This window comes from Aeromonas sp. 601027 (assembly GCF_049174455.1).
In the GTDB taxonomy this organism is placed as follows: Bacteria; Pseudomonadota; Gammaproteobacteria; order Enterobacterales; family Aeromonadaceae; genus Aeromonas; species Aeromonas veronii_A.
Genome location: NZ_JAAKTN010000009.1, coordinates 38,230 through 56,036, shown reverse-complemented (window position 1 = coordinate 56,036; position 17,807 = coordinate 38,230). Strand labels below are relative to the sequence as shown.

Below are 17,807 nucleotides of genomic sequence, written 5' to 3'. Positions count from 1 at the left end.
ACAAAAAAGAGAGGCGACCCCGGGGTCGCCTCTCTTGTCTCTGTTCGGGCGTGAACTCAGCCCAGCTTGGCGCCGTTCTCCACCGCCCGCTCGGGAATGGCCATCACCACGGCGCCATCCGGCCGGTAGAAACCGGTCAGCAGAAACTCCGACTGAAACGGGCCAATCTGTTTGGTCGGGAAGTTGACTACGGCGATGATCTGGCGGCCCACCAGCTGCTCTGGCTGGTAGAGGGCGGTGATCTGGGCACTGCTCTTGCGAACCCCCAGTTCAGGGCCAAAATCCGCCCACACCTTGTAGGCCGGTTTACGCGCCTCGGGGAACGGCTCGACCCGCACCAGGGTGCCCACCCGGAGCTCCACCACCTCGAAATCCTGCCAGCTAATCGTCTCCATTTCTGCTCCTGTTTATCGTGCACCTTGCATGACCCGCAGCATGGCCCAAAGAGAGCATCTCGTCTTCGGCGATCAGCCGTTTCGTTGCGGCAGGCGGCCGTTTTGCTGGCGCCAGAGGGACGGAGTGAGCCCGGTCTCACTCAGGAAGCGCTCGCCGAAAGCCCCCTGATTCTGGTAACCGCAGCGGCTGGCAATCTCCCCAACGGGCAGTTGCGTACCGGCAAGCAGGGTACGCGCCAGCGCCATGCGTCGACTGCGAATGTAGTGGGAGACGCTTACCCCCAGCTGCTGGCGAAAGGCGAGCTTGAACTGGCTCTGGCCAAGGCAGGCGATGGTGGCGAGTTGCTGATTGGTCAGCGGGGCGGCGAGGTTGGCATCGATATGGCGCTGCACCTTGAGGATGCGAGCGGCAAGGCGTGGAATGGCTGCTCTCTGCATCCCCTGCCCTTCCGCCAGCAGGGAGAGCCACACCTGCGCCATGCCCGCCACCTGCCGCCCTTCGGCCACCATGCGGTGCAGAAAAGCGAGGTAGTGGCGCTGGGGCTCATCCAGCTCGATAAAGGGGCAGGCCGCCAGATCCCCGGGTAGCCAGTCGCTCTCCTGCACCAGAAACGAAAGCGCGGGATCGGCGGCGTAGTCGTGCCGCTCGCCGGGAGCGATGATGCAGGCAGAACCGGGGGCAAGTCTGCGCCCCCGGCCCTGCACCTCGATCTCGAGGGGGCCGTCGAGGGGGATCACCAGCTGGGCAAAGTCGTGGCTATGGCTGCAGACGTGGTGGTGATAGTGGCGCAGGCTGAAGCGGGACATGGCAGATAGCAATGACGCGGCCAGGGCCGCGTCATTGGGGGTTATTCCTTGTCGAAATCTTCGATCTCTTTGCCCAGCGCTTCCATGATGGCACGCGCTTCGGCAGGGACGCTGTCTGGTTGATCCTTGCGCAAATCTTCGTCGCAAGGGAGCGGCTGGCCGGTGAAAGCGTGCAGGAAGGCTTCACAGAGCAGCTCGCTGTTGGTCGCATGACGCAGGTTATTCACCTGACGGCGGGTGCGCTCATCGGTCAACACTTTCAACACCTTGAGCGGGATCGAGACGGTAATCTTCTTGACCTGTTCGCTCTTCTTACCGTGTTCCGCGTAGGGGCTGACGTAGTCGCCGTTCCACTCTGTTCCCATGACTCACCTGTTCTCATTTAGCCGTGAGCGCGGATTTTAACCCTTAAGGAAATTAATGGCAATCCAACAGCAAAGCCATTTAGACGTCTGGAAGTGTTGACGGCTTTTTTAAGCTGGCGTAGTGTGGTTCATCATGATGCCAGCATTGGCACGATTGCGTGTGGCAAAAGCAGCGTGGCAGGAAGAGCGGCCACCGTCCAGAGAGATCAAGGAGAGAAACATGACCCACAAGGCCACCCTGGCGGTTCGCACCGGGATTGAGACAGACCAGCAACACGGTGCAGTGGTGCCGCCTATCTACCTCTCCAGCAACTACACCTTTGCCGACTTTGGCGAACCCCGTCAATACGATTATGCCCGTTCCGGCAACCCGACCCGCACCAATCTGGCGGACGCGCTGGCGGCACTGGAAGGGGGCGCTGGCGCCGTGGTCACCGGCACCGGCATGGGTGCTATCCATCTGGTCACCACCGCCCTGCTCAAGGCTGGGGATCTGCTGATTGCCCCTCACGACTGCTACGGCGGTACCTGGCGCCTGTTCGAGTATCTGGCGACCAAGGGCCACTACCGGGTGCAGTTTGTCGATCAGGGGGATGAGGCCGCACTGGCCGCCGCTCTGGCCCAGAAGCCTGCGCTGGTATGGGTCGAGACCCCTTCCAACCCGTTGCTGCGGGTGGTGGATATCAGCGCCATTGCCAGCGCAGCTCATGAGGTGGGTGCACAGGTAGTGGTGGACAACACCTTCCTCTCCCCCCTGCTGCAACAGCCGCTGGCACTTGGTGCCGATGTGGTGGTGCACTCCACCACCAAGTACATCAACGGTCACTCAGACGTGGTGGGGGGGGGGGCGATTGCCAAGGAGGCCGCACTGGCCGAGTCGCTGGTGTGGTGGGCCAACTGTCTGGGGCTCACCTCCGGGGCGTTCGACTCCTACCTCACCCTGCGCGGTCTGCGCACTCTGGCCCCCAGATTGCGCACCCATCAGGAGAATACCGACCGCATCCTCGCCTTCCTGCAACAGCAGCCGCTGGTGAAACGCATCTATCACCCCAGCCTGCCGAGCCATCCGGGCCACGATATTGCGCGCCGTCAACAGTCCGGCTTCGGCGCCATGCTAAGTTTTGAACTCGATTGCAGCGAGGCGGGCATTCGCGCCTTCCTTGCGGCCCTCACCCTCTTCTCGGTAGCCGAGTCCCTCGGCGGGGTGGAGAGTCTGGTGGCCCATCCGGCCAGCATGACCCACAGGGCCATGACCCCGGCGGCGCAGCAGGCAGCTGGCATAAGCGCCCAGCTGCTGCGTCTGTCGGTCGGTATTGAACACGGTGAAGATCTGGTGGCCGATCTGGCACAGGCTTTTGCACAGGCGCAGCAGGCAGAACAGGTAGCGAAGTAATGGAACAGCAGCAACAAGGAGAGATCGCGGTGGCAACAGAAGCAGGCTTGAAGCGACGTCACGTCCACAAATTCGGTGGCAGCAGTCTGGCGGATCCGGTCTGTTATCGCCGGGTCGCCAGCATCATTGAACAACAGGTGGGTGGGGATGAACTGATCGTAGTCTCCGCCGCCGGCAAGACCACCAACCGCCTGATCCAGCTGGTGGAGCTGGCCGAAGCAGGTGATGAAGCCGCTGGTGAAGCTATCTCCGCCCTTCACGCCTATCAGCAGGGGCTGATCGACGGCTTGCTGGAGGGTGAACTGCAGCTCGATCTGAGCAAGCAGCTGGCCGACGACATGCAGCTCATCGCCAAGACGCTTGAGGGGCAGTTTGACCGCTTCGCCCGCAACGGCCTGCTCGCCTTTGGCGAGGTGTGGTCGGCGCGCCTGCTGGCTGCCCTGCTCACCAGCCGCGGCGACAAGGCTATCTGGCTCGATGCCCGCAGCTTCCTGCGTGCCGAGGATGGCGCTCTGGTCAAGGTGGATACTGCGCTCTCCAGCGAGCTGCTCAAGGCGCGACTTGCGGAGCATGCCGGTCGCATCGTTGTGACCGGCTTTATCGCTGCCGACATGGAGGGGCGATCCCTGCTGCTCGGCCGCAACGGTTCCGACTACAGCGCCAGCCTGTTGGCGCTGCTGGCGAACGGCGAATCCACCACCATCTGGAGCGACGTGGCCGGGGTCTACAGCGCCGACCCGCGTCGGGTGAAAGAAGCACGCCTGCTGGAGCGCCTGAGCCTCGCGGAAGCCAACGAGCTGGCCCGTCTTGGCTCCTCGGTATTGCACTCGCGCACCTTGCAACCTGTGGCCGACAGCCGCCAGCGCCTCACTTTGCGCTGCAGCTACAACCCGGACGAGGGCTGTACCCATATCCTGCGCCGCGCCCCCCGCTCCGGCGGCGCCCGCATCGTCTCCTCGGTGGATCAGATCGCCCTCATCGAGCTGAAGGTGCTGCCGCAGACCAACTATGAGCAGACGGTGGCCACCATCGAGGCCCATCTGGCCCGTCACCGCCTCAACCCGCTCACCCTGCAGCGCCAGCCGGATCGCCGGATCCTGCGCCTCGCCTACACCCTCGAGGTAGCACAGGGCGCCTTCGAGCTGCTGCGCGACTTCCAGCTGCAAGGGAGCTTCACCGGCCTCATCCAAAAAGAGGGGTTCAGTCTGGTTGCGCTAGTCGGAGCCGGGGTCACCGACAACGCGGAGCAGTGTCACCGCTTCTATCAGCTGCTGGCGGATCAACCGCTGGAGTTCGTACAGGTGGCCCGAGATGGCCTGAGTCTGGTGGCGGTGCTGCGTCAGGTAGTGCTGGAGCCGCTGCTCATCGCCCTGCACAGCGCCCTCTTCAGCCGCCCGACCCGGGTTGGACTGGTGGTGTTCGGCAAGGGCAATATCGGCGGCCACTGGCTGAGCCTCTACGCCCGCGAAAAGGCACGGCTGGAACATGAACTCAATCTGGCGCTCACCCTCTACGGGGTATTCAGCTCGGAAGGGGGCCTGCTCGATGAAGAGGGGCTCAACCCCCTGAAGGTACAGGACAACTTCAATCCCAAGCCGCTGATCTGGCCGGAGTTGCTCTCCCAGCTTGAACAGCACGGCTTTGATGCACTGGTTGCGCTGGACATGACCGCCAGCGAAACGGTGAGCCGCTACTATCCGGATTTTGCCCAGCTCGGCATTCATATCATCGCCGCCAACAAGTTTGCCGGTGCCGCCGACAGCGAGTTCTACCAGCGCATCAAGCAAACCTGCCGTGACCATCAGGTGCAGTGGCGCTACAACGCCACCGTGGGCGCCGGGCTGCCAATCCAGTCCAGCATCCAGATGCTGCGTCAGAGCGGCGACCGCATTCAGGGGGTCTCCGGCATCTTCTCCGGCACCCTCTCCTGGCTGTTCCAACAGTATGACGGCACTCGCCCTTTCTCCGAGCTGGTGGACGAGGCGTGGCAGCACGGCCTGACCGAGCCGGATCCCCGCGAAGATCTCTCCGGTCAGGATGTGCGGCGCAAGCTGCTTATTCTGGCGCGGGAAGCAGGCTTCGAGCTCGACTCCGCCGATATCGAGCTGGAGAATCTGGTGCCCGTTACGCTGCGCAAGGTGACCGCCGATCAGTTCATGGACAGACTGAAAGAGCTGGATGACCCGATCCAGACCGCCTTCGAAGGGGCCAAGCGCCTCGGCAAGGTCCTGCGCTACGTCGCCCGCTTTGAGCATGACGGCAAAGCACGAGTCGGGCTGGAGGCGCTGGAGCCCCATCACCCGTTTGCCAACCTCTTGCCGTGCGACAACATCTTCGCCATCGAGAGCGACAGCTATCGCACCAACCCGCTGGTGATCCAGGGGCCGGGGGCGGGTCGGGAAGTGACCGCCGCCGCTATCCAGTACGATCTGTGGCAGATCTGCGCCAGCCTCTAAGGTGATATGCAAAGGGAGCAGCACTCAGCTCCCGCGCACAATAAAAAAGCCCGAGTCGATGACTCGGGCTTTTTGCAGAATGCCGCTTCGATTAGGAGAAGCAGGCCTGCAGCACGTAGAAGATGGCGATAGCCAGAATGGCACCTGCAGGCAGGGTGATGATCCAGGAGACCACGATGTTGCGCAGTACCCCCAGGTTCAGCGCCGCAATGCCGCGCGCCAGACCGACACCCATCACAGCACCGACGAGGGTCTGGGTGGTGGAGATGGGCAGACCGGTACCGGAGGCAATCACTACGGTCGCGGCAGTCGCCAGCTGGGCGGCAAAACCACGGCTCGGGGTCAGGTGAGTGATGCCGGTACCGACCGTCGCCATCACCTTCTCGCCCATGGTCGCCAGACCGATCACGATACCGATACCGCCCAGCGGCAGGATCCACCAGGCAATGGCTGCCTGACTGGAAATCTCGCCACCGGAAGCCACGATAGAGGCCACCGCAGAGAGCGGGCCAATGGCGTTGGCCACATCGTTGGAGCCGTGGGCAAAGGCCATGGCACAGGCGGTGATCACCATCAGGATGCCGAACACCTTCTCCACGTTGGCGAAGTGCATCTTGCTGTCATCCTGCGGGTTGTACTTCTGACCGCGAATGTAGATCCAGCCGGCAAACGCCACTGCGATGGAGATGGCGATGGAGAGCAGAATGCCCTCGCCATCGCTCAGGTGCAGACCGACGTGGGTCAGCCCCTTCTTGATGGTCACCAGACAGATCACCAGCGCAGTCAGGAACATGTAGAACGGCACATAGCGCTTGGCGTTGTTCAGGGGATCATCAGTGTTGAAGATAAGCTTCTGCACGCTGATGAACATGAAGTAGGCGATGACACCTGAGATGGCCGGGGTGATGACCCAAGAGCCGACGATGCCGCCAAACTTGTTCCACTGCACCGCTTCCGGGCCAATGCTCACCACCGCAAAACCGACGATGGCGCCGATGATGGAGTGAGTGGTGGATACGGGCCAGCCGAAGTAGGAGGCGAGGATCAACCAGGCGCCTGCCGCCAGCAGGGAGGCGATCATGCCGAGCACCAGCAGATCCGGTGTATCGGCAAAGGCGTTGCTGTCGATGATGCCGTTACGGATGGTGGCCGTCACTTCGCCACCGGCCAGATAGGCACCGGCAAATTCGAAGATCATGGCAATGATGATCGCCTGACGGATGGTCAGGGATTTGGTGCCGACCGATGTTCCCATGGCGTTGGCCACGTCATTCGCGCCAATGCCCCAAGCCATCAAAAAGCCGAACAAGGCCGCCACGAGCACCAGAGTGGTGCCGTAATTCGCGATAATGTCCATTAATAGTGTTTACCCAGTCAGTCGATTACGAACGAGCCAGCATCAGTTCCAGACGGGCGCCTACGCGCTCGGCCTGATCTGCCAGGTCACCTACCCATTCGAGGATCTTGTAAAGGAACATCACATCAATCGGATTGTAGTTCTGCTCAACCGCTTGCAGCTGTTGGCGCAGTCCAATCTGCATGGTGTCTGTATCGTCCTCGATCAGATCCAGCTGGTGGATCATCTCGGCAACCATTTCCACTTCCCGTCCTTTGAAGCCGGTCTCGAGCAGCTCGTCGAGCTCCCCGATCGCTTTCTCGGCCTGAGCGGTCGCATCAATACAACGTTTGAGGTAAGCCATGAAATCCGTCCGCATTTCAGCGGGGAACTCCATGCGACGGCCAAGCATGCGGCCGGAGATATCCTTGGCACGGTTGGCAATCTTGTCTTGCTGGGTCAACAGCTCCAGCAGGTCGGTACGTGCAACCGGCAGGAACAGGCCGCGAGGCAGTTTCAGACGGATTTCACGCTTGAGGGTATCTGCCTCTTTTTCCAGTTGGGCGATCTGCTGCCGGATCTTCTCGGCATCTTCCCAACGGTCTTCGGCAACGGCGTCAAAGAAAGGAACCAACTGCTGTGAGCACTGGTGAACCTTGACGATATGCTTCTGCAGCGGCTTGATGGGGGACTTGGCAAAAAGCCCCAAAATAGTATTTACTGGCATGGCCAAACCTGTGTCGGTGAAAAAACACTCGATACGATTTTATGAGGCGCGCATGGTAACCGAACTGCGCCCTCAATTAAACCGCGAATTAATCTAGTCGTCTCGCGGGCATTATATCCCCGCGACCCGAATCCTGCCCCCCAAAGTTGCCTGCCAGCCCGGAATGACTATGCAAACTGAGATCGAGATAAAGTTTTTTGTCGCCCGCGACATTCAAGCCAAGTTATCCAACCTGCTGAATTCTCTTGAGATTAAAGAATCGTCACAACAGCAGCTCGGCAACGTCTATTTCGATACGCCGACCCTAGCTCTGCGCCAGCTGGAGATGGGACTGCGGATCCGCCGCTGCAACGCCTTCGCCGAACAGACCATCAAATGCCGTGGCCAGGTGGTGGGCGGCCTGCACGCCAGACCCGAGTACAACACCCCCGTGAGCGGCGATCTGCCGACCCTCTCGGCCTTTCCCGATGAAATTTGGCCGACCCTGACCGAGCGTGACCACATTCAGCAGCAGCTGGTCGCCCAGTTTCGCACCGACTTCCTGCGCCGCCACTGGCTGATCGTCTTCGAGGGGGCCGAGATTGAGCTGGCCTGGGATCAGGGCGAGATAGTCGGCAGCCAAGGCAGCACCACCATCAACGAACTGGAACTGGAGCTCAAATCAGGCGCTACCGCGGCGCTGTTTGCGCTGGCCCAACGCCTCGCCAGGATCGGCGGGCTACGCCTTGGCGCCCAATCCAAGGCTCAGCGCGGCTATCGACTGGCTGGTCTTGGCAAACCGCTGTCCCTGCAGGCGCTGCTCGAGCATGAAGGTATGGATGGCATAACGGGGGTAAGCGAGGGGCTGGGTCACTGGCAGCACCACGAGCAGCTCTGGCTGGAGCATCCTCAGGATAAAGGCATTCAACAGCAGGCACTCGCGGCCCTGTGCCAGGGGATCGATCTGGTCGCCCGCAGTGCGGCCGCGCTGCCACAACCCGCACCTTGGCTGCCAGCTCTGACCAGCCTGCACGCCCATCTGCAAGCCCAATCGGACGAGCAAAACGAGTGGCCTGCCGAACTGGCCGATCTCTTCCTCTATCCGGCGTATGTCGAGTTGCAGCTGGCCATCGCCGCCTGGCTGCATCACGCAGCCTGAGTGGTGCGATGTCGTAAATAAAGGCCAGAAACAAAAGCCAAAAACAAAACGGGTGAGCCTTGGCTCACCCGTTTTGCATTACAGCAGGTTGAGCTGCTGCATGGCGCTGCGAATGCGCTCGCGGGTCGCTTCCGACAGTGGCATCACCGGCAGGCGACACTCTTCGCTGCAGAAACCGAGCAGGGAAGCGGCATATTTGGCACCGGCCGGGCTCGGCTCGGCAAACATCGCCTGATGGAGCGGAATCAGCTGGTCTTGCAGCTCACGCGCTTCTTGCCACTTGCCAGCCAGCGTGAGGTTCTGCACCTCGGCCACCAGCTTGGGCGCCACGTTGGCGGTCACCGAGATACAGCCCTGACCGCCGCCGATGTTGTAGGCCACAGCCGTGGCATCTTCACCGGATAGCCAGGCGAAAGGCTTTTTGATCAGCTGGCGCTCGGTCCAGGGGCGCGCCAGATCGCCGGTGGCATCTTTCACCCCGGCAATGCGCGGCAGCTCGGCCAGACGGGCCAGGGTCGCGGGTTGCACGTCAACGATGGCGCGCGGCGGGATGTTGTAGACAATGATCGGCTTGGCGGTGGCATCGTGTACCGCCTTGAAGTGGTGGTAGAGCCCCTCCTGATTGGGGCGGTTGTAGTAACCGGCCACATGCAGAGTGGCATCAGCCCCCACCCGCTCGGCATGGAGGGTGTACTCGATGGCTTCGACCGGATTGTTGGAGCCCGCTCCGGCAATCACCGGAATACGGCCAGCGACCTGTTTGACCACCAGCTCCACCACCCGGCAGTGCTCGTCGTGGGTCAGGGTCGGGCTCTCCCCCGTGGTACCCACCGGCACAATGCCGTGAGTACCCTGCTCGATATGCCACTCCACCAGACGCAGCAGCGCCTCTTCATCCAGCTTTCCCTGTCGAAACGGGGTGATCAACGCAACGATTGAACCTTGAAACATGGGATCTCCTTCTCCTAAATGACGCGCATATGGCAATAAAAAACCCCGGTACGATGTGCGCAACCGGGGTTTGAAGCTTCTCAGGGATGAGAGGTTACGCGCGAACGTCGGCAGGCCCGAATTTCAGGCTTTTTTTGTGCTTTCGTTTCGACCCGTTGAACCGCATTTCGTCATCTCTGGTCAAAAAATGGTGTCTGGGCATATTTCGGGAACACGGCATAAATGTCAAGGCGAAAGGGGCTATGTATAATGGCCGCCCAAAATTGCGTGGAGAGACCCGATGAGCAGCCCTATCAGTGCCGTCAGCCAGATGCTGGAACGAAACCAAGCCCTCTTTGTCGGCAAGCGGCTACTTGTCTGTGGCGCGCTGGAGGATGACTACCCCCGCCAGCTGGCGAGCCTGGCCCAGACCCTGACCGTCTTTACCACCGATTACTGCTACTACCGCAGCCAGCAGGCCGCCCTCGGCGAGGCGATCCTGTTTGACCACCAGCTAGGTGGTGCCCCCCGCTTCGATGCCCTGTTGCTGCTGATGCCCAAGGCCAAGGCCGAGGCACAATATCTGCTGGCCATGATGACCCCCTTGCTGGAAGCGGGTGCCGATCTGTTCCTGGCCGGTGAAAACCGCGGCGGCATCAATGGCGCCGACAAGCTGCTGGCCCCCTATGGCGAAAAGCCGATAAAGCGCGATTCGGCGCGCCGCTGCTCGCTCTATCACGGTGAGCTGAGCAAGCCGGTTGAACCTTTCAATCTGGATAGCTGGTTTGGCCGCTATCAGTGCAAGGCGGATGATACCGAGCTGACCGTGCTGGCGCTGCCCGGCGTCTTCAGCGCCGCCGAGCTGGATCTCGGCACCCAGATGCTGCTGGCCGCCGTGCCACCGATGAAGGGCGAGCTGCTCGATTTTGGCTGCGGCGCCGGGGTAATTGGGTCTGTGCTGGCCAAGCGCAATCCGGATCTGCAGGTCAACATGGTGGATATCAGCGCGCTGGCGCTCGAATCGAGCCGCCGCACCCTGGCAATCAACGGTCTGCAGGGCAAGGTCACCGCTTCCGATGTCTATTCGGATGTCTCCACCCGTTTCCAGCACATCGTCTCCAACCCGCCATTCCATGCGGGTCTCAAAACCTTCTATGCGGCGACCGAGCAGTTCCTGGCCAAGGCGCCGGAATTTTTGCTGCCAAATGGTTCGCTGACCATTGTTGCCAACGCCTTCTTGCGCTATCAGCCTATACTGGAGACACACTTCAAACGGACTGAAGTGATCAGCAGTGATGCCAAATTCAAGGTCTATCTGAGCAAAGTGTAATTAAGTGTAAGCAGTACAAGAAAACAGCTAGAGAGCCCCATACGGGATCTGGTAAGGTACTAAGAGCACGATAAAAACCACCCCTTTAGGGGTGTTTTTATACCGAGCTTTGAAAACCTTTTCATGTTGTTCATTCAGGGAGAGAAATACGATGGCTGGCATTTTGACCATGATCTTGGCTGGTGGCGAAGGTACTCGCCTGCAGCCTCTGACCACCACCCGCAGCAAGCCTTCCGTCCCCTTCGGTGGCAGCTACCGGCTGATCGATTTTGTTCTCAACAACTTCGTCAACGCAGACTTTCTACGCATCTATGTACTAACCCAATTCAAATCCCAGTCCCTCTATCTGCACATGAAGAAGGGGTGGAATATCGTCGGTATCACCGACCGCTTTATCGATCCCATCCCGGCCCAGATGCGGATGGGCAAACGCTGGTATGACGGCACCGCCGATGCCATCTACCAGAACCTCGGCTTTATCGAGCGGGCCGAACCGGATCACGTCTGCATCTTCGGCTCCGACCACATCTACAAGATGGATGTGAGCCAGATGGTCACTTTCCACAAACAAAAAAATGCTGCCATGACAGTCGCGGCCCTGCGCATGCCCATCGAAGAGGCGAGCGCCTTCGGGGTGATCGAGGTAGATACCGAAGGACGGATGATCGGCTTTCAGGAGAAACCGAAGCAGCCCAAGCACATTCCCGGCGATCCGACCCAGGCGCTGGTCTCCATGGGCAACTACATCTTCGAGACCGATGCCCTCTGCCGTGAGTTGAAGCGGGATGCCGCCGAGGAGAACTCCAGCCACGACTTTGGCAAGGATGTGATCCCGAGCCTCTACCCGCGCGCCCCCGTCTATGTCTATGACTACAGCACCAACGTCATCCCCGGCGAGAAACCGCACGTCTACTGGCGGGATGTGGGCACTCTCGACTCTTATTGGCAAGCGCACATGGACCTGGTGGCCGACAATCCCCCCTTCTCCCTCTATAACCGCAAGTGGCCACTGCACACCCACTATCCGGCGCTGCCACCAGCTACCTTCATCGACAGCGACGAGTGCAAGGTGAAGATAGCCAACTCGCTGATCTCCGCCGGTTGTTTCATTCAGGGCAGCCAGATCCAGCGCTCCATCCTCGGTTTCCGCTGCAATATTGGCCCCTGCAGCCACATCAGTGAGTCCGTGCTGCTGGGGGATATCAAGATTGGTGAGGGGTGCTCCATCCGGCGCGCGATCATAGATAAAAACGTTGAAATTGCGCCCGGCACCGTTATCGGTGAAAATCTCGACCACGATAGAGAGCGATTTACCGTATCCGAAGGCGGTATCGTGGTGGTACCTAAGGGAGCAAGAGTTGGCTATTAACCCACTGAAAATCCTGTTTGTTGCCTCGGAGGTTGAGGGGCTGGTCAAGACCGGGGGCCTGGCCGATGTCGCCAGAGCCCTGCCGATGTACCTGGCCCAGAAGGGGCATGATGTCAGGATCATGCTCCCCTTCTACAAGACGATAAAGCGACGGGATGAGGCCAGACTGGTCGCTTCTCGCTGGTTGCCAACCCACCCCGGGCTGCCGGATATCGGTTATCGCATCTACCAGATGGAGCTGGATGGCGTCTGCGTCTATCTGCTCGATTGCCCGCAATATTTCGATCGTCCCCAGCTCTACGCCGAGAACAATCAGGCCTATCCGGATAATGGCGAGCGCTTTGCCTTCTTCTCGGCCGCGGCCCTCCATGCCTGCGAGCAACTCGGCTTTGCGCCGGACATCGCCCACTGCAACGACTGGCACACCGGCCTGCTGCCGCTGCTGCTGAAAACCCGTCATGCCCACAACCCCTTCTTCCAGCAGACCCGCAGCGTGATCAGCATTCACAACGCGGCGTTTCAGGGGGTGTTTGGCCGCGAGCAGTTCTGGGCCATGCCCGAGATCGCCGACTACGAACGCCGCATCAACTACGACTACGGCCACGTCAATCTGCTCAAATGCGGGGTGCTCTACGCCGACAAGATCAATGCGGTCAGTCCCAACTATGCCCAGGAGCTGTTGACTCACCTCGGCGCCCACGGCATGGCGCATATCTTCCAGCAGCGGGCGGCGGATCTCTGCGGCATCCTCAACGGCTGCGATTACAAGGACTGGGATCCGGAGTTCGACGAATTCCTGCCTGCGACCTACAGCATCGACAACATGGCTGGCAAACAGATCTGCAAAGAGAGCCTGCAGCAGGAGGCGGGGCTGGCCGTGGCGGACTTGCCCATCTACGGCATGGTTTGCCGCCTGACCGAGCAGAAGGGCGTTCCCCTGCTGCTCCCTGCGCTGGAGAAATTCCTCCACCATCAGGTACAAGTGGTGATCGTCGGCTCTGGCGATCCTGCGCTCGCCACGCAACTGCAAACCATGGCCCGGGATTATCCGGGCAAGCTCGCCTTCATCAACACCTATGACGATCGGCTGGCTCATCTGGTCGAAGCCGGTGCCGACTTCTTCCTGATGCCCTCGCTGTTCGAGCCTTGCGGCCTCAACCAGATGTACAGTCTCGCCTATGGCACCCTGCCACTGGTGCGCGCCGTGGGGGGTCTGAAAGATACCGTGGTGGATTGGGATGCGGATCCCGAGCATGCTACCGGCTTCTGCTTCAACGATCCGACTGCCGCCATCCTGCTCGATACCATGCGCCGCAGCCTGCTCTATTTCCTGCAGGACAAGGAGCGTTTTGCCAAGGTGCAGCGCAATGCCATGAGCACCCGCTTCAACTGGCCTGACTCGGTCACCCAGTATGAACGGATGTATCAGAACGCATTGGGCCGTTACTGAATGCCAGACGTCGGCTAATTGCTGAAGTTTTGTACCCTTGGCGCCACTTTGGGCGTCAACAGCGAAAAAAGTCCCCTTTGGCTGTTGACGCTCCCCCAAAACTCTATAGAATCCCCCTCCGCAGTGATGCGAAGGTGGCGGAATTGGTAGACGCGCTAGCTTCAGGTGTTAGTGTCCCACGGATGTGAGGGTTCGAGTCCCTCTCTTCGCACCAATACTGCCATGCTGATTCAGCAGCATGTAAATCCAACTAGAAAACCCGAATGTGCGAAGGTGGCGGAATTGGTAGACGCGCTAGCTTCAGGTGTTAGTGCCCCCCGGGTGTGAGGGTTCGAGTCCCTCTCTTCGCACCATGCTTCTGACATGTAAAAACAGAGCAATGCGCTCCAACCGCATTTAAAAACCAGCTGGAGAAAATCAGTGTGCGAAGGTGGCGGAATTGGTAGACGCGCTAGCTTCAGGTGTTAGTGTCCCACGGATGTGAGGGTTCGAGTCCCTCTCTTCGCACCATTCATTACGCAAAAGGCCCATCACGAAAGTGATGGGCCTTTTGTTTTTACTCCTTGTTATGGCTATGCTTTTGACGACTCCCCGCTCATCGTCATGCCAAGGAACGCATATGATACTGGATACCGACATTCACAACTTTTACGAACATCTGGTGCTCAAGGAGATTGAGAAACAGGGGCTGCAGCAAAAGCTCAACAGCGATCAGATGGCCGACCTCTGCTGCCTCACCCTCAACCAGCTTCCGGCCCACTATATTCGCCACAATGTCGACATGATCTACTTCCTGACCGACGCCAAGCGTACCGAAATGGAGAAACTGGTGGTCGAATCGCTCAAGGTGGCACAGCAGAAGATCAAGCAGGCTCCCGTCAAAAGCTCATAACCAGGGCTGCTGCCAGAGCAGGGTGACGATACCGGTCAACCCGGCCACTGGCAGCAAGATCAAGGCGGGCCGCAATCCGGGCTCCAGCATCACCCAGGCAGCCAGCAGAAAACCGGCACTCCAGGTGCCGTACTCTTTATCCTGACCCCATGCGAGTACGGCCACCGCCACCAGCAACATCATCCCCCGCAATATCCAGCGCATTGTTTTCTCCCCAATCAACAATTGATAATAATTATCATCTTCATCTGATGGGGATGCAAGTGGCGTCACAGGCAAGCTTCGGATGTGCCCCTTTGTGTCAACAGGCCGCTCAAAAACGGGTTATGAGATCAACTAATTTGTGATTTTTTCAATCAAATGTGCATTTTTGCCAATTTGATGGGGCTTTAACCCGCCGGGTTTGTGGTAGATTGCGGCCTCTTTTTGGGTTGCCTCCTCGGGATCGATGTATCCACAGGACGAGAGGGAGTGACCTTGGCGAGCAAGAGTTTAGGAAGTATCTATGCAAAACCAACAAAACCACATCCGACTACCGGGCATGGCACAGGTGTTTGCCTGTCTGGCCATTTTCCTGGCCCTGGCATTCTCGTTCACCAGCGTGCTCGATCTGCCGATCCAGCTGGCGTTGTTCATCGCCTGGTTCGTCATTATGGGGCTTGGCATCAAACTCGGCCACGATTACAAATCCCTGGAACAGGCAGCCGTTGACGGCGTTGCCAAGGGAATGGGGGCCATCCTGATCTTGGTCTCCGTCGGTGCTCTGGTCGGCACCTGGATTGCCGGTGGCATAGTCCCCAGCATCATCTACTTCGGCCTCAAGGTGATTCACCCGTCCATCTTCCTACTGGCGACCCTGATCATCTGCTCCCTGACCTCGCTGGCCACCGGCACCTCCTGGGGCTCTGCCGCCACCGCCGGTATCGCCATGATGGGGATCGGCCACAGCCTCGGCGTGCCTGCGCCGCTGGTAGCCGGTGCCGTGCTCTCCGGCGTCTATTTTGGTGACAAGCTCTCTCCGCTCTCCGACTCAGTAGTGCTGGCTTCGACCATGTCCAACGTCGACGTGGTGGAGCATATCAAGGGGATGCTGCCTATCAGCCTGCTCTCCTATGTCATCACCGCCGTGCTGTTCACCGTGGTGGGCATGCAGTATTCGGGTAATGTCAGCCTGGAGCAGGTCAATCTGGTGATGGAGGCTCTCGACAACCAGTTCAACATCACCCCGCTGGCCATAGTCCCCGTGGTGCTGGTGCTGGGTCTGCTGGCCAACCGCAAGCCCGCCTTCCCGGTGATCAGCTTCGGCGCCCTGCTGGGCCTGATCTGGGCCATCGCCTTCCAGGGCATGGATCCGGTCAAAGCGATGCACTCAGCTTATAGTCCGTTTGCCATCACCTCCGGCATCGATTTTATCGACAACATTCTCGGTCGCGGCGGCATGGAGTCCATGCTGGGCTCGGTCGCGGTCATCATCTTCGGTCTCGGGTTTGGCGGCCTGCTGGAGAAGGTTGGCATTCTGGAAGTGATCGCCAGCGCCTTCGAGAAGCGCATCAATAGCGTCGGCAGCCTGACCAGCCACACCATCGGCACCGCGTTTCTGGCCAACGTGTTCGGCTCAGCCATGTATGTGTCGCTGATCCTGACCCCCAAGATCATGGCCAAGAACTACGACCGACTGGGACTGGCGCGCAAGAACCTCTCTCGCAACGCCGAGTTTGGCGGCACCCTCACCTGCGGCATGGTGCCCTGGAGCGACAATGGCATCTTCATGGCCGGGGTACTGGGAGTGGCCACCCTCGACTACCTCCCCTACATGTGGCTGAGCTTCACCTGCATCATTGTGACCATCACCCTCGCCTACATGGGCAAGGCGGTGAACCGGATCCCGCTGGTCGCGGCGGCAAGCTCCCGCTAAGCCATCCTGCAAACAACAAAGGCGCCATCAAGGCGCCTTTGTTGTTTCAGAGAAATGCTGTTTGATGGAGCACACTGATCACCACAAACAAAAACAGCCCTCGTTGCCGAGAGCCGTTTCATCAGACCGATACGCCGATCAGATGGAGAAGCTGGAGCCACAGCCACAGGTCGTGGTGGCATTGGGGTTGGTCACGGTAAAGCGTGAACCTTCCAGACCCTCGGTGTAATCCACACTGCCGCCTACCAGATATTGCAGGCTCATGGGATCGATCACCATGGTGACGCCATTCTTCTCGACTACGGTGTCCCCGTCGTTGATCTTCTCATCAAAGGTAAAGCCATACTGGAAACCGGAGCAGCCCCCACCCGTGATGTATACCCGCAGCTTCAGCTCGGGATTCTCTTCCTCGGTGATCAGGTTCTTCACCTTGTTGGCCGCCGCATCCGTCATCTGGATGGGCAGCGGGGCTTCTGCTACTGCACTCATTACTGACCTCACAACCATTAGATCCACAAACATGGAAACCGCGAAATTATCCAATACCCGACCATTCAGTTCAAGTATTCACCACGTTTAACCGGCCGCGGGAACCGGAGCAGGCGGTGTGGCGACCAGCGGCTTGATCACCTCGCCCCACTCAACCAGCAGCTCTTGCGCTGGTTGCCTGCCATCCTTGTTGATGGTGACACGGATCCGATCCGGCACAAAGCCTTCCGGCAACTGCCAATTCCCTTCCAGCAGCTGGAAATAACGCAGGGCATAACGCCACTCGCTCACCTTCATTCCGAGATCGCGACCGGTCAGCGTCTTCGGCTTATCAGCCAGGCTCCCCTCAACCCGGATCTGCACCTGACCACGAAACAGCTCCCGCTTTTTGGCGGGCTGGGTCAGGGCGAGACGATAGTGGTAGCGACCGGGAATGCTGGTCTCCTGCAAGGTCAGGTTATCGATCACCACCCCCACCTGTTCGCCGGTGGGGCGCATGATCCGCTCGAAAAAGGCCAGCTGGCGCTTGAGCTCCTGCACCTGCGCCTCCTGACTCTTCAAGGTGGTCTGCAACTGCTCGAAGGCCGCTTTTTGGGTCGCCAGCCGGGTATCTTTCACCCCCAATTCGGTCTTGAGCTGGCCGATGGCCTTGCCCTGACGATCCAGCGTCTCCTGCTGCACCACCAACAGGCTGCTCTGGGCCAGCTCCTGGCGGTTACCGACAAAGTAACCGATGAGCCCGCCAACGGCTAACACGACCAATAACTTCAATAGATTGGACATAGCCCCTCATCCCGTTATCACGCCATTTACGG

At 59.6% G+C, this 17,807-nt stretch carries 17 protein-coding genes and 3 tRNA genes; 11 read left to right on the top strand and 9 right to left on the bottom strand.

The features are described 5' to 3' along the window. Positions 1–56: 56 nt before the first annotated feature. The 3 genes from G5193_RS12830 to metJ form a co-directional block, all read right to left on the bottom strand. Positions 57–395, bottom strand: a complete 339-nt coding sequence (locus G5193_RS12830) for a tRNA-binding protein (protein WP_227341471.1) — start codon at positions 393–395, stop codon at positions 57–59. A 72-nt stretch (positions 396–467) separates the two neighbouring features. After that, positions 468–1,202, bottom strand: a complete 735-nt coding sequence (locus tag G5193_RS12825) for an AraC family transcriptional regulator (protein ID WP_227341472.1) — start codon at positions 1,200–1,202, stop codon at positions 468–470. A 41-nt stretch (positions 1,203–1,243) separates the two neighbouring features. Then, positions 1,244–1,567: a met regulon transcriptional regulator MetJ gene (gene metJ, locus G5193_RS12820; RefSeq protein ID WP_005340251.1), complete on the bottom strand. Its 324-nt coding sequence runs from the start codon at positions 1,565–1,567 to the stop codon at positions 1,244–1,246. 220 nt (positions 1,568–1,787) lie between these two features. On the opposite strand from metJ, the gene metB reads away from it, so the two are divergent. Then, a complete protein-coding gene (gene metB / locus G5193_RS12815; RefSeq protein WP_219295514.1) occupies positions 1,788–2,960 on the top strand; it encodes a cystathionine gamma-synthase in 1,173 nt (390 codons plus the stop codon). Beyond that, positions 2,960–5,416 carry a bifunctional aspartate kinase/homoserine dehydrogenase II gene (locus G5193_RS12810; RefSeq protein WP_421206144.1) on the top strand — a complete coding sequence of 819 codons (2,457 nt, stop codon included), beginning with the start codon at positions 2,960–2,962 and terminating at the stop codon, positions 5,414–5,416. Before metB ends, G5193_RS12810 begins: the two co-directional genes overlap by 1 nt. 91 nt (positions 5,417–5,507) lie before the next feature. Here the strand turns inward: G5193_RS12810 and G5193_RS12805 are convergent, their stop codons facing one another. Further along, positions 5,508–6,773 (bottom strand): inorganic phosphate transporter, encoded by a 1,266-nt coding sequence (locus G5193_RS12805; protein WP_421206143.1) that lies wholly within the window; start codon positions 6,771–6,773, stop codon positions 5,508–5,510. 25 nt (positions 6,774–6,798) lie between these two features. Continuing rightward, a complete protein-coding gene (locus G5193_RS12800; RefSeq protein WP_100654622.1) occupies positions 6,799–7,479 on the bottom strand; it encodes a TIGR00153 family protein in 681 nt (226 codons plus the stop codon). A 169-nt stretch (positions 7,480–7,648) separates the two neighbouring features. Between G5193_RS12800 and G5193_RS12795 the strand changes: the two genes are divergently transcribed. After that, positions 7,649–8,617 carry an inorganic triphosphatase gene (locus tag G5193_RS12795; protein WP_421206142.1) on the top strand — a complete coding sequence of 323 codons (969 nt, stop codon included), beginning with the start codon at positions 7,649–7,651 and terminating at the stop codon, positions 8,615–8,617. A 78-nt stretch (positions 8,618–8,695) separates the two neighbouring features. Here the strand turns inward: G5193_RS12795 and dapA are convergent, their stop codons facing one another. Beyond that, positions 8,696–9,568, bottom strand: a complete 873-nt coding sequence (gene dapA, locus G5193_RS12790) for a 4-hydroxy-tetrahydrodipicolinate synthase (protein ID WP_005357833.1) — start codon at positions 9,566–9,568, stop codon at positions 8,696–8,698. Positions 9,569–9,848: 280 nt separating this feature from the next. Here dapA and rsmC point away from each other — a divergent pair, with 280 nt between their 5' ends. The 7 genes from rsmC to G5193_RS12755 all read left to right on the top strand — a co-directional run bounded on the left by rsmC (position 9,849) and on the right by G5193_RS12755 (position 14,588). Beyond that, entirely contained in the window at positions 9,849–10,877 is a 1,029-nt protein-coding gene (rsmC, locus tag G5193_RS12785) for a 16S rRNA (guanine(1207)-N(2))-methyltransferase RsmC (protein ID WP_421206141.1), read from the top strand. A 151-nt stretch (positions 10,878–11,028) separates the two neighbouring features. Then, positions 11,029–12,246, top strand: coding sequence for a glucose-1-phosphate adenylyltransferase (gene glgC, locus G5193_RS12780; RefSeq protein ID WP_216952148.1), 1,218 nt, complete (start codon positions 11,029–11,031; stop codon positions 12,244–12,246). Further along, positions 12,236–13,696, top strand: a complete 1,461-nt coding sequence (glgA, locus tag G5193_RS12775) for a glycogen synthase GlgA (RefSeq protein WP_058058561.1) — start codon at positions 12,236–12,238, stop codon at positions 13,694–13,696. Before glgC ends, glgA begins: the two co-directional genes overlap by 11 nt. Before the next feature lie 128 nt (positions 13,697–13,824). Continuing rightward, positions 13,825–13,910: transfer RNA gene (locus tag G5193_RS12770), tRNA-Leu, on the top strand. 53 nt (positions 13,911–13,963) lie between these two features. Beyond that, positions 13,964–14,049: transfer RNA gene (locus G5193_RS12765), tRNA-Leu, on the top strand. A gap of 71 nt (positions 14,050–14,120) precedes the next feature. Further along, positions 14,121–14,206: transfer RNA gene (locus G5193_RS12760), tRNA-Leu, on the top strand. 109 nt (positions 14,207–14,315) lie between these two features. After that, on the top strand, positions 14,316–14,588 hold the full coding sequence (locus tag G5193_RS12755) for a late competence development ComFB family protein (protein ID WP_005343036.1): 273 nt from the start codon (positions 14,316–14,318) through the stop codon (positions 14,586–14,588). On the opposite strand, the gene G5193_RS12750 is transcribed toward G5193_RS12755, so the two are convergent. Continuing rightward, entirely contained in the window at positions 14,583–14,792 is a 210-nt protein-coding gene (locus G5193_RS12750; RefSeq protein ID WP_005357820.1) for a hypothetical protein, read from the bottom strand. The two genes, G5193_RS12755 and G5193_RS12750, sit on opposite strands and share 6 nt — an antisense overlap. Positions 14,793–15,093: 301 nt before the next feature. On the opposite strand from G5193_RS12750, the gene nhaC reads away from it, so the two are divergent. Continuing rightward, complete coding sequence (gene nhaC, locus G5193_RS12745; protein ID WP_005357819.1) at positions 15,094–16,503, top strand: Na+/H+ antiporter NhaC; 1,410 nt, start codon at positions 15,094–15,096, stop codon at positions 16,501–16,503. 138 nt (positions 16,504–16,641) lie between these two features. Here the strand turns inward: nhaC and erpA are convergent, their stop codons facing one another. Both erpA and G5193_RS12735 read right to left on the bottom strand, forming a co-directional pair. Further along, positions 16,642–16,992, bottom strand: a complete 351-nt coding sequence (gene erpA, locus G5193_RS12740; RefSeq protein WP_005340225.1) for an iron-sulfur cluster insertion protein ErpA — start codon at positions 16,990–16,992, stop codon at positions 16,642–16,644. Positions 16,993–17,079: 87 nt separating this feature from the next. Continuing rightward, positions 17,080–17,775, bottom strand: a complete 696-nt coding sequence (locus G5193_RS12735; RefSeq protein WP_201946964.1) for a DUF6776 family protein — start codon at positions 17,773–17,775, stop codon at positions 17,080–17,082. Between the last annotated feature and the right edge of the window lie 32 nt (positions 17,776–17,807).